Genomic DNA, 12,852 nt, shown 5'->3' on the forward strand with positions numbered 1-12,852 from the left:
ACACCCCGCCGCGGACACCACGCGAAGAGAAACTCTGCGCTCTGTTTGCCGAGACCCTCGGGCTCGAGCGCGTCGGGGTCCATGACAACTTCTTCGATCTCGGCGGCCATTCGCTGCTCGCCATCCGTCTTGGCCGCCGCATCCGCGACGAGATCCAGCCGGACTTCCCGATCACGGCGGTCTATGCGACGCCCATCGTCCGGGACCTCGCAGCGCAGCTCGATCTCGACGGACCTTCGGAGGGGCCGCTGGACTTGTCCCGCGACATTCTCCTGCCGACGCACATCAGGCTGATCGGCGGGCGCGCGCCGCAGAAGCCCAAACGCATTTTCCTGACGGGCGCCACCGGCTTCGTCGGCAGTCATCTTCTCTCCACGCTGATCCAGGAGACGGACGCGCAAATCGCCTGCCACGTTCGCGCCCCAGATCGGCAATCGGCCGAAGCCCGTTTGCGGCAGGCGCTCGATAAGCGAAAGCTTTCGGCGTGTTGGGACGAGGATCGTATCGAGGTTCTGACCGGAAATCTCGGACATCCGGCTCTCGGACTCGATGAGAGGGGTGTCCGCATTGTGCGAGACGAGTGCGAAGCGATCTATCATTGCGGCGCGAGCGTCGAATTCCTCCATCACTATGCTGCGATAAAACCCGCCAATGTGGACAGCGTCCTCACGCTGCTCGATTGGACCGTGAGTGGACGACCAAAGCGGCTGCACTACGTTTCCACCCTTGCGGTGATCGACAAATATCAGTCTGGGCCGGTGTCGGAGCAGACTGATCTGACCTCGTGGCAGGGTCTCGCGAGCGGCTATAGCCAAAGCAAGTGGGTCGGCGACACGCTCGTCCGGCAGGCGCAGCTTCGCGGCCTGCCGCTGTCGATCTATCGCCTCAGCAGCGTCACTGGTGATCGCGCGAACGGAATCTGCAACGAAACGGATCTGATCTGGCGCCTTGTCCGGCTCTATGCGGAACTTGGCGCGATTCCCGACCTGGACCTGATGTTGAACATGACGCCGGCCGATGACGTCGCGCGAGCGATCGTCCGGCTCGCGGGCAGGGAAGCGTCCTGGGGAAGCGTCTATCATCTCATGAACCGTGAGCCAATTGATGTGCGGGAGGTCCCACGGATCTTTCGCCGGCTCGGCCTTCGGCTCGACCTCGTGCCGCTCGATCAATGGATCGACATTGGACGACGGCGGCTTGCCGAAACACAGGACGATGATCTCGCAGCCGTCCTGTCGATCGTGTCAAAGGAGGACACGTCGCGATCGCACCCGGAAATTACCTCGGACTTCACGCAGGAACACTTGGCTGCGGTGGGCGCGGCGATCGCTCCGGTCAGCGCGGCCCTTCTCGAACGCTATTTTGTCAATCTGCGGCTCGCAGGAACTGTGTCCGATGCGGTTGCCAGAAACGGCGAAATGAACAGCGATCGGTTGGTGGGTTAGGATAGGAGAGCACAACATGGCGCGGTTTCTCATCGCGGTCACCGCGCTACCCGGTCACGTATTTCCCTTGTTGGCCGTTGCCCAACTCCTCGTTGGTCGCGGCCACGAGGTCGTCGTATATAGCGGGAGCCTGTTCAGAGAGCGAGTGGAGGCGACCGGCGCGCGCTTCGTCGCGTTTCGCCCGGAAATCGACGTCGATTATCGGAAGCTCGACGAGCGCTTTCCCGAACGCCGCAAGATTGCACCTGGCCCCGCTCAGCTCTGCTTCGGATTGAAGCACATCTTTGCGGATGCAATGCCGCATCAGGCCGCCGGGATACGCGACTTGCGCCGCGACTTTCCTTTCGATGCGATCATCACCGATACGATGTTCTGCGGGACCTTTCCGCTCGTGCTCGGGCCGCCGGAAAAAAGAGCCCCGATCGTCGCGCTCGGGATCACCGCTCTCGCCTTGTCGAGCGCGGACACCGCATTCTTCGGCACCGCGCTCCCGCCATCCATCACGCCAGCCGATCGCGCGCGCAATGCTGCAATGAACAGCCACCTGCAACAAGCGATCTTCGGCTCGGTGCAGCAATACTTCAACGATGTCCTGGTGAAGAACGGGGCGCGCCCTCTGCCGGCATTTCTGTTCGATAGCATGATCACGCTGCCGGATCTGTATTTGCAGCTTACGGCCAAGGAGTTCGAATATTCGCGTGGCAAGATGCCAGACAGCATCCGCTTCGTCGGACCGCTGCTGCCACCGCCATCGATCGGCTTCCACCCGCCGCCTTGGTGGGACGACGTCGACAAAGCGGGTCCGATCGTACTCGTCACGCAAGGCACTCTCGCAAACGGCGATCTTGGGCAGCTTGTCGGACCAACTCTGACGGCCCTGGCGAACGAGGAACTGACGGTGATCGCATGCACCGGCGGCCCACCAGTCGAATCGATCCCGGTGGTGTTGCAGCCCAATGCGAAGGCGGTGACATTCCTGCCGTTCGACCGCCTGCTCCCGAAGGTGAGCGTCATGGTGACCAATGGCGGTTATGGCGCCGTCAATCACGCGCTCAGTCTCGGTGTGCCGTTGGTGGTTGCCGGGGATAGTGAGGAAAAACCGGAAATCGCTGCGCGGGTCGCGTGGGCAGGCGCCGGCATCAATCTTGGAACCGGCCGGCCATCCGCCTCGCAGATTCGCGAGGCGGTCCGCGCCGTGCTCACCAAGCCGCAATACCGACGCGGTGCGCAAGCGTTACGCACCGCGTTCGTCCGCCACAACGCTCGTGACGAGATTGCGGAACTGGTCGAACGGCTTGCGGCGGGCGGATCGTCGGCCAGCTCTCAGGGAAATCCGCGTCACAGGTTCGACCCTGTCGGTACTCCTGCGGAGGCCGCCAGCCGCCGGACGATCGACGTCGACGCTGGTTTGATACGCGGGACGTTGGGAACGGTTTGATCCGTCCTGATCCTCGAACGGCATACGCCATACTCATTCGAAAAGCGGTCGATCGCGGATGCTGACGCCGGCCGTCGGATTCACATCATGCCGGCTTCGCGGTCGGATCCAAAGGAAGGTAGTCGGGTGAAAAGGCCGGTGTTAAGGTTCGCTTGGATCGCCCTCCTAGTGCTCGTCGTCACGGTCTGCGTCTACATCTTCGCTGTGATCGGCGCGGGGCGCCAGCAGGCCGAAGCGGTCGCAACGCAAATCTCCGATCCGCGACGGGACGCAGCCGAGCGCCCGGGGGCCGCACCGATCGCCACGACGCTCGCCCGAGCCGTACGGCATTCGATCACCGAGACACTCGCGGTGACCGGATCCCTCGTGGCCCGAGAGGAGGATGTTGTCGGTGCGGAAGTCGACGGGTTACGTATCGTCGAGATGCTGGCCGACGTCGGCGATCGCGTCGAAGAAGGGCAGGTGCTCGCTCGCCTCGACAGCACGATGCTCCGGACACAGCTCGCGCAAAACACCGCGATGATCGCGATAACCCAAGCGTCGGTCGCGCAGATGAACGCGTCGTTGACGGAGATGCAAGCCAACGAAGCGGAAGCGGCGGAGACGTTGAAACGCACGCAAACCTTGAACGCGACCGGCGCGATATCTCCAGCGCACCTCCTGACGCGTGAGACCCAGGCCAAGGTCGCCGCGGCAAAGTCCGCTGCCGCTGCGGAGAATTTGCGCATGGCCGAAGCCCAGGAAGCGTTTGCGGAGGCGCAGCGTGGCGAGATCGAGCTGAAAATCGCGCGAACCGAACTGAAGGCGCCGTCTGCGGGGATTATCTCGCACCGCGCCGCCCGCCTGGGCGCGGTGGCCGGCACGGGGGGCGAACCTCTATTCCGGCTCGTCCGCAACGGTCAAATCGAATTCGATGCCGAGGTTCCGGAAACGGTGCTTCCACAGATCGAGCCAAGCCAAGACGTCGAGGTTTGGCTGCCCGGCGTCAGCGAGGCCGTCATCGGCCATGTGCGGCTGGTCGATCCCACTGTAGACAAATCGAGCCGTCTCGGCCGCGTCGCGGTCGCGCTCCCGCCGCATACGGCCATGAGGGCCGGTGTTTTTGCCCGCGGCAGCATTACAATCGGCAAGCGACAAGCCATCACTGTGCCGTTGTCCGCCGTGAGCTTCAGCAAGAATGGCACCTATGTTCAGCTTGCGACCAACGATGTCGTCGAAATCCGCAATGTCCAGACCGGCCTCAAACGCGGCACCCGTGTCGAAATTGTCGACGGGCTGATCGAAGGTCAGGAGGTCGTCGTTCGAGCCGCCGCTTTTGTCAGGCCAGGCGAACGGATCTTGCCGGTCCGCAGCGATGCCGGACCAGGGCGGGCAGATTGATATGGCCCTCAACATCTCCGCCTGGTCGATTCGTAAGCCTATTCCGTCATTGGTGTTGTTTGGCGTCCTGATCGTGCTCGGCGCGGTCAGCCTGAAGACCCTGCCGATAACGCAGATGCCCAACATCGACATCCCCATCGTGACCGTCACGATCGCCCAGACCGGCGCTGCGCCGAGTGAGCTGGAAACGCAGGTCACGAAGAACGTAGAGAATGCGGCGACCGGGGTCGTCGGGGTCAAGCACGTCACGTCGAGCATCTCTGACGGGGTCTCCGTGACGACCGTCGAGTTTCAACTGGGGACGCCGGCGGACCGTGCGGTCAACGACGTCCGCAATGCGATGGCTAACATCCGGTCGGAGTTGCCGCAGAGCATCGAGGAACCCTCGATACAGCGGGTGGAGGTCGAAGGGATGGCAATCGTTACCTATGCCGTGTCGATTCCCTCTTGGACGACCGAGCAGGTGTCCTGGTTCGTCGATGACGTCATCACGGGGGCGCTTCAGGGCGTTCGGGGCGTCGCGCAGGTCAAGCGTGCGGGCGGCGCCGATCGTGAAATCCGGGTGTCGCTGCTGCCCGACCGGCTGATCGCACTTGGCATCACCGCGGCGGACGTGAACTCGCAACTGCGAGCGACCAATGTCGATCTCACCGGCGGGCGCGGTGAAGTGGGGTCGGGAGAGCAAACCATACGGATGCTCGCGGGGGCCGCGACGATCGACGGACTGACCAATAGCGCGATCGTGCTGCCGGGCGGTCGAAGGGCTGCGTTGAAGGAGATTGCCACGGTCACCGATGGCGCAGCCGAAGCACGCAGCTTTGCTCGCCTCAATGGGAGTCCGGTGGTCGCCTTCGGTGTCTTTCGTGCAAAGGGCTTCTCCGACGTGGCCGTCGCGGAGGCGGTCGCGAAGAAGTTGCAGGCGCTCACCAACGAGCATCCCGACCTGTCTGTGTCCGAGATCGACAGCACGGTGCGCTATACCAAGTCCGATTATAGAGCCACCATGCAGACGTTGGCCGAAGGCGCAATCCTCGCGGTCATCGTCGTATTGATTTTTCTGCGCGACCTTCGAGCGACGGCGATTTCCGTGCTCGCGATACCACTGTCAATACTTCCGACCTTCTGGGCGATGGACCTCATCGGGTTTTCGCTGAACGCCGTTAGTCTGCTTGCGATCACGCTGGTCACCGGCATCCTGGTCGATGATGCGATCGTCGAGATCGAGAACATCGTCCGGCACATCCGGATGGGCAAATCACCCTATCGCGCCGCGCTCCAGGCGGCCGACGAGATCGGGCTCGCGGTCGTCGCGACGACCATGACCATCGTCGCCATGTTCGTGCCGGTCAGCTTCATGGGCGGCATCGCCGGTCAATACTTCAAGCAGTTCGGCCTCACGGTCGCAATTGCAGTGGCGTTTTCTCTGCTGGTCGCAAGGCTGATAACGCCGCTACTGGCGGCATATTTCCTTCGCGACCGTCAGCACCATGCCGAAGGGCACGGAGTGATCATGCGGCACTATCTTCGCATGCTCGAATGGTCGCTTCGCCACCGCTTCGTCACGCTCGCGCTTGCGGCGCTGGTCTTCCTGGGCTCGCTAATGGTCGCAGGATCCTTACCGCTTGGCTTTCTGCCGACCAATGACCTGTCGCGTTCGGTTCTCCAGATCGAGCTGCCACCGGGCTCGACGATCGCGGATACCGCGGCCGCCGCGGACCGCATCACGGCCCTGCTCGCGAAACGGCCAGAAGTCAGGAGCGTCTATGTCACCGGCGGCGCCGCCGGCGCCAACGGGCTGAGCGTCACCGCCGGTGACGTCCGCAAGGCCACCATCATCGTCGAGCTCGTTGCGCGCAGGAACCGGTCGCACGACCAGAAGGCATTCGAGCACGACATGCGCGCGACGCTCAGCGCGATCGCGGACATACGTTACAGCTTCGGCAATGGCGGCGGCGGACGCGAGTTCACGCTGATCCTTTCCGGACCCGATGGCGCCGCAGTTGAGCAGGCGGCGCTCGCGGTGGAGCGGGACGTCCGGCAGAACGTCTCCGTTCTCGCGAATGTCGTCTCGACTGTGGCTCTTGCCCGGCCGGAGATTCGCATCTTGCCAAGGCTGGAGGAGGCTGCCGATCTCGGAATCTCCGGGACGCAGATCGCCGAAGTTGCACGGATTGCGATGATCGGAGATACATCCGCAAATCTGGCGAAGTTCTCGGCCATCGACCGGCAAGTACCGATCCGCGTGCAACTCGACGAGCGGGCGCGGGGCGATCTATCGACCCTCGATATGCTGCGAATCAGGGCCAAGAACGGCACCGTATCGTTGGCCACGGTCGCCGACGTCGGCTTCGGCGAGGGGCCGACGACCATCGAACGCTATGACAGCAGGCGTCGCGTCGCGATCCAGGCCGATCTCGTCGGAAACACCCCGCTCGGCGAGGCGATCGAGCAGGTTATGGCGCTGCCCTCGGCGCGAAACTTGCCAGCCGGTGTGACGATCGCAAGGTTCGGCGATTCAGAGATCATGGAAGAAGTTTTTTCGAGTTTTTCGCTCGCGATCGCTGCAGGCGTACTCATGGTGCTCTCCGTCCTCGTTCTTCTCTTCGCCGACGCGATGCATCCGATCACCATTATCTTCTCCATGCCGCTTTCGATCGGCGGAGCGTTCCTTGCGCTGCTTCTGACCGGCAATGCCATCAACCTCTCGGCCATTATCGGCTTCCTCATGCTGATGGGAATCGTAACGAAGAACGCGATCCTGCTGGTGGACCTCGCAATCACCGAGGTGGCGAGCGGTGTGGAGCGCACGAAGGCGTTGATCGAAGCCGGCCGCAAGCGCGCTCAGCCCGTGATCATGACCACAGCGGCTATGACCGCAGGCATGGTCCCTTCTGCATTGGGAGTCGGCGAAGGCGGCGCATTCCGTTCCCCCATGGCGGTCGCATTGATTGGCGGGCTGCTCGCCTCGACCTTTCTCAGCCTCGTATTCGTGCCGGCCGCCTTTACGATCATGGACGACGTCGGCCGGATTTTAAGCAGAAAGCTTTCGCGCTTTGTCGGGCCGAAGGATGAAATGAAGCTCGACGAGGGTGACCCGGCCTCACCACGCAGATCGTCTGCACGGCATTGATCGGCTTGAACTCGTTGCCGCCGTTGTGCAGATCGCCGGCAATGGCACCGGTGACACACGATGGAAAGTGCCGGGCGTGCTGGACTGGTCGAGCATGAGCCATAATCCCTTCGTGGACGTGACCAAGGATACGACCACGCTCTATGCCAGTGATCGCGACGTGTTCCTGTTTCTGGTCGACGACACCAATCCAATCGAGGCGGGACGGCTGCCGGACGGCTCGCCCGATGTCTATTTCCGGGGCTTCTACTGTTGGAACAGTGAGGTCGGGAGCAAGACGCTTGGCATAGCGAGCTTCTATCTGCGCGCCGTCTGCATGAACCGCAATCTCTGGGGCGTGGAGAACTTTGATCACCATCCGGCATTCGAAGTTCGCCGCGCAGCGGTTTGCGCATGAAGCTGCACCGGCATTGACGAGTTTTGCCAATTCCTCGCCCGCGCCGTTTGTCGCTGGTATTGCAGCCGCACGGCAGCGGATCGTTGCTCGCACGGATGAGGACCGGGAGAGCTTTCTGCGCAAGAATGGCTTTTCCAAAGCCGAGACATCGAAGGTCATTGAAGCCGTTCTTGGCGAGGAGAACCGCAAGCCGGAGAGCATCTTCGACTTCGTGCAGGGCATCACCGCCGTGGCCCGAAGCAAGGCGCATCAGGACGGAAGACTCGAGCTCGAAAGCAAGGCCAGGCGCCTGATGGAGCGTGCCGCCTGAGCACAAGCCGCGCAACCGGTTGACACCGGTTGCGCGGCCGTCTGCACGCACGGTCTTCAGCGCTGCCGCTCCCGCAAGCCGAACCGGCGGCGCGGCCGCGTGCACACGGCCGGGGGCTCGCCGGTCCTTCAGCCCGGCTCGCGAGAGCATAAATCGAACAGTCGATCACAGATACGACTTCCAGGCGGACGAACGATTCGTCCGACGTTTCTGGATCGCGCTGGTTTGCCAATTTCGCGAGATCATGGGCTTAGTGCGCATCCTGCACGGAACAATATCGCCAACGACGTCGGCATGCAGTGGCGAGCTTGGTGCTGACGTCTGGCCGAAAATCGACTGACAACCGACATCTGATTTGCCGTGGGTGGGCAGAAAGTCAGGCGGCGTGCGTCAGTTGCCACGCGTTGGAAGCGGCTTCATCCTTGGCCCCGCGGCGCCGAATCGTCTTGGTCCAATTTATCAGGCTGACGATTCCCAGGATCGATCGGCCGCTGCGAGCCGCGATCGGTCTGCAGCGGGACTGCCGAGATAGTCTCATTGCTATACGGGGGTAGGAATATGCTCGCCCGATCGTAATGCAAAGAGCCTCCACGAACGTCGCACTCGGAAGGCAGTTTGTTGGCAGCGCAACTGTAGCCATATCGACTTGCCGACCGCAGGACTTAAGCGATTTGTCCGCTGAGATCTGGCTGATCCACAAGCCCCGGAAGAGGACGAGAAGCCAAGCCAAGGATCAAGGAAGGAAGGGAAGGGAGATTTCACACCCTATGCACCCCTGGTGCAGGTCTGAAGCGAGATGATAGTCGCAATTGAACGATATCACCCGCCAACCGATGATGGTGCGCTCTCGCCACGGAAATCGATCTGCCTGCTAACTCTTTGCGGCTCGACCGTAAGCCTCTTAGCAATGATCTGACAGAAATCTTTGCCGAAAGATCAGGTGAGAAGAGGGCAGGGTCTGATGGCAAGATAAAAGCGGCTCGCCTGTTGATCAGCAAGCCATTGACATGGCTAGCGTTCAACCGTGCTCGTTCGGTCGAGCTGAGTGCCGCAATCGAGCTTTTTGTCAGCAAAGTGAAAGGCGATTTCGGCACTGATCGTAGTCTAGCGAACTCCGGCGAAAAACTCGGTGGAGCTACGCAACGAGTGCAGGATCTGCGACTCGGAGTGCGGGTTGACCGATCAATCGTGTTGCGCCGTCGTATCTCGGAGCCTTGGCCGATGCGTTCCGCCGCCGCGGCCGGAATGAAATCTTGGTCGTTTCCTTCGGGGGATCACTCGGGTCAGACGGTGCTACTGCTGCCGACCTCGGCCTCCTGTGCGGGCCTATCGGTCTCAGCTCCTTATCGCTCCAGCCAAAAGCCAGGGGCATGATACCAGACCCGTCCGGAATCTTGCGGACGATGGGTTCCCGCGGTGGAGTGCCCGGATCGGGACATTCACCGTGTTCGCGCTCTCGAGTGCGCTCTTCAGCCGGCGGCTGGCGTCCTCATCGCGGCCATTTTTGCAGGGGTAGATGCTGACCCCACCGGTGGACGAGGCGTCGAAAGAAGTGCCGCGGCGGACCACGCGCAGCAGGAGGCCGGACCAATCCTCGGTGGTCAGCGGGAGGAGCAGCCGGCCGTTCTCGGCGAGGCCATCGAGCCATCGCGCCGTGGTATGCGTGCAGCCCGCGAACACGATCACGAAGCGCGTGCGACGTCTGCGCAACTGGCCCCGTGGAATCCCCGGGCGGCGACATCGGCGACGACATGGTCGACGAGCGTGTCGGCGCGTCCCCGCGTCTGCAGGGCGAGGTCGGCGCGGCTAACGAGCATTCGCGGGGGTGTGCCGGCTGCCGGGGAGGGCGGCGAGGATCCCTTTCGCTTTGCGCAGGGACCAATGCGCTGAGCAGCGGCTCGGAAGAGGTCACCGGGAGCTCGAGCCGGACTACATGTTCGGCAGGATGGGCGTTGACGCCAAGGTCGGTGGTGCCAGCAATCCCAGGCTGGACCGTTACGGCTCTGGTGTTCATTCCATTCGCGGCTGGTTATTTCCTGTCGTACCTGTTCCGGACGATCAATGGCGTGGTCTCCCAGCGCCTCGCCTCCGAGCTTGGACCGATGCTGATGATCGCTCTTGGCGCTCGCCGAGGCGAAGCAAGCCACGCGTCTGGAGGTCGTATCAATAGAGCCGAGCCGGACAAATGCAGCGCTGCGGTTGGAGGCTTCGGCACGTCGCGATGAACTGATGTGCCGGCCGAACCGGCTCCATGGGGGAGCGGCGGAGGTTCATTTCGCACCCGACAGGAAGCTCTTGATGAAATCGACGGCTCCCGCCGATTTTGCCGGATCGGGCGGCGGCGCTTCGGCGGCCGACGGTTGCGCCGCCTGACGCGCGGTGTGCGCGTGAAGATGCCGCGTCCGCCGGTGGGCGTGAGTGGCGCTCCGCCCGTGCCTCTGCGAAGCACTGCTCACGGTGATCGTGATCTTCTTCGATACCAGCGGCGGATCGAAGTTGAAGTGCATGCCGTCGCCCAGGACGAGCTGCAGGGTATGCTTGCCGGGGGGCAGCTCGATCAGAGCCTCGGTCTCGCCCGCGCCGTAGTGCAGGTGCTTTCTGTCCTGCGGAATCGGCTCGCCTGGGCTGATCGGCTCATCGGCGTCGATCAGGAGGTGATGATGGCCGGTATTGGCAAAGGCGTCACCGGCATGGGTCACGCCCATGTTGCGAAGTCCGAAGCGGCACCAGAACGCGCTCTTCACGGTGTCGCCGTCGGTTGGCGTGATGAAATACAGGTAGGCGTCCTTCGGCGTCGTTTTCGCCTGCGCCCATGCGAAAGGCGGCAACAGCACCAGCGTGCAGGCCAACACGGTGGACCCGAGCGTCGCGACTGTGGCGAGACGACGTCGTCGCCAGGGCGTCAGATCCAATAGCGGCGCGCGACGCGTAGATTTCTCACTCCACATAAATCCCCAACTCATAAACAACGACGATCATCGATCGCAAATATCGAACGGTGTAGCCGGTCTATGAATGGGGCGTAGCGCGGCAAATTTGAGGTTTCGATCGGTCTCGTCCTACGATTCCCGATAAGAATTTGAATAAAGAGGCTCGGCAGAACAGGCGTCCTGCGGATCTGCGACGCTGGTGTTCGCTGTGGTGCGAGACATTTGCGGGCGCAGGCCCGGCATCGGTGTCGACGGCACCCTGACCTGGCTCAGCATACAGCGGCCGCATCAGAGCGAAAGAGCGAGGCGGAAGCCATGGGTCGGATACCTGACGCGCCCATCATAGCGATCGCGGCTCCCGCTGCGGGCATAGCTCGCATCCTTCTTCCATGAACCCGAGCGAATGACATGGACGAAGCTCTGCTCGTCGATCCATGCCGAGCCATCGGACGGCGCGCCCTGATAGCTCTTGTGCCAGCTGTCGGCCACCCATTGGTCGACGCTTCCGCCCATGTCGAACAGGCCAAACGGATTGACCGCAAAGCTTCCGACCTTCATGAGCTGCGCGGGCGCGCCGGGCTCGTTGCATCCGTTGCAATTGGCCATGCCGGAGCGCATCTGGTCGCCCCACCAGAACGCCGTCGTTGCGCCGCCGCGCGCTGCATATTCCCATTCGGCCTCGGTCGGGAGCCGGAACGGCTTGCCGACGGCCCGCGAGAGCCAAGCCAGATAGCCCCTGGCGTCGTCGTAGCCGACATTTGTCACGGGGTTGTCGTCCGGGCCGCTCATCACGTCGGCGCATGCCCTGTCAGCCACGCACGCCTTCCACTCGCCAATCGTGACGGGGTATTTGCCGAGCGCGAACGGCTTGATCGTGACGCGGTGGACCGGAAGCTCGGAGCGCTCGACGCCGCCCATCGCGAATTCCCCTCCTGGAATCATCACCATGTCAGGCAGGCGAATCGCCGCTGCCTCCGCCGGCCCTGGGGTCGCAGTCGACTCTGCTGCCGGCGCAGTCTCGGGAGCGGTCGCAGCGCTTGCCGACGCGAGCAGGGCGGGCGCCTCGAGCGGCGCGGTTTCCGCGGAACGCGAGAGCGTTGCAGTGTCCGAGGGCGCGTCCGGCATCGGCGCCGGGGCGGGGGCGGTCGCGGCCGACATGGCCTCTGCCGTGACGACGCGCCCCGAACTCTCGATGCTTGCGCGGCTCGACGCGGCCACAGAGGCCTCGGCGGCTTGCGGCTGTGTTGGTGGGGGAGCGGCCGGCTCCCGCGCCAGCATGAACCAGCTAGCGGCGGCAGCGAGCAACAATGCGCCGAGGCCGGCCGCCGCAGCGCGGGTCCAGACCAGCGGCCTGCGCTCCGCCCTCGCCGCGGCCGCACGAAGCGTCGTGGCCAGCTTGTCGTAGCCGTGCGCCTGCCAGATCTCCGCGCGGCTGCGCGCCTCGTTCGGGGCGTATTGAGCGATCGAGACGCCGGGAATGCTGCAGACGACCCGTCCCGCCTGTCCGCCACCGGGAGCGGTGGCCTCGACCTCGGCCGCATCGCATCGTGCGGCGAGCGATTGCTTCAAGGGGCCGCACATCATCAACAACAGTCCGCCGTCGCCCCTGCTGCGGCGCTCCTGGATCTCGGGGCAGGCGACCTGCTCGTCGACACTGTGGAAACTGAGCGGGCGCAGCGTGTTCATCGCCACCCGCACGATCCGGCCGCACTGCTCGCAAGGCACCGGATAGGTCACGGCGGTCAGCGGTCGCTCGTCTCGATCGGTGGCCGGCGCCTGCGCTGGCGCGACGACGTCGATGCCGATCATCGGACACCTTTCG

Annotated in this window: 6 protein-coding genes and 1 pseudogene; 5 read left to right on the plus strand and 2 right to left on the minus strand. The window is 63.3% G+C overall.

Going from position 1 to position 12,852, the window contains the following annotated elements:
• From QX124_RS05805 to QX124_RS05825, 5 genes and pseudogenes are all read left to right on the plus strand, one after another.
• The coding region (locus tag QX124_RS05805) for a thioester reductase domain-containing protein (RefSeq protein WP_315738711.1) at positions 1–1,445 on the plus strand (1,445 nt) is incomplete at its 5' end.
• Positions 1,446–1,461: 16 nt separating this feature from the next.
• Positions 1,462–2,883: a glycosyltransferase gene (locus tag QX124_RS05810; RefSeq protein WP_315782099.1), complete on the plus strand. Its 1,422-nt coding sequence runs from the start codon at positions 1,462–1,464 to the stop codon at positions 2,881–2,883.
• 168 nt (positions 2,884–3,051) lie between these two features.
• A complete protein-coding gene (locus tag QX124_RS05815; RefSeq protein WP_315796631.1) occupies positions 3,052–4,263 on the plus strand; it encodes an efflux RND transporter periplasmic adaptor subunit in 1,212 nt (403 codons plus the stop codon).
• 1 nt (position 4,264) lies between these two features.
• A complete protein-coding gene (locus QX124_RS05820) occupies positions 4,265–7,393 on the plus strand; it encodes an efflux RND transporter permease subunit (protein ID WP_315796632.1) in 3,129 nt (1,042 codons plus the stop codon).
• Positions 7,394–7,400: 7 nt separating this feature from the next.
• A pseudogene (locus tag QX124_RS05825) lies at positions 7,401–8,100 on the plus strand (DUF932 domain-containing protein); the annotation flags it as partial.
• A gap of 2,270 nt (positions 8,101–10,370) precedes the next feature.
• Here the strand turns inward: QX124_RS05825 and QX124_RS05835 are convergent.
• Positions 10,371–10,934, minus strand: a complete 564-nt coding sequence (locus QX124_RS05835) for a DUF4399 domain-containing protein (RefSeq protein WP_315776243.1) — start codon at positions 10,932–10,934, stop codon at positions 10,371–10,373.
• A 384-nt stretch (positions 10,935–11,318) separates the two neighbouring features.
• Complete coding sequence (locus tag QX124_RS05840; RefSeq protein WP_315796633.1) at positions 11,319–12,839, minus strand: formylglycine-generating enzyme family protein; 1,521 nt, start codon at positions 12,837–12,839, stop codon at positions 11,319–11,321.
• Positions 12,840–12,852: the final 13 nt, after the last annotated feature.

This window comes from Bradyrhizobium sp. SZCCHNRI3043, from assembly GCF_032377735.1.
Classification (GTDB): domain Bacteria; phylum Pseudomonadota; class Alphaproteobacteria; order Rhizobiales; family Xanthobacteraceae; genus Bradyrhizobium.

Coding starts and splice junctions, on each gene's coding strand:
- QX124_RS05840 (WP_315796633.1), bottom strand. CDS start 12,839: ATGATCGGCATCGACGTCGTCGCGCCAGCGCAGGCGCCGGCCACCGAT.
- QX124_RS05820 (WP_315796632.1), top strand. CDS start 4,265: ATGGCCCTCAACATCTCCGCCTGGTCGATTCGTAAGCCTATTCCGTCA.
- QX124_RS05810 (WP_315782099.1), top strand. CDS start 1,462: ATGGCGCGGTTTCTCATCGCGGTCACCGCGCTACCCGGTCACGTATTT.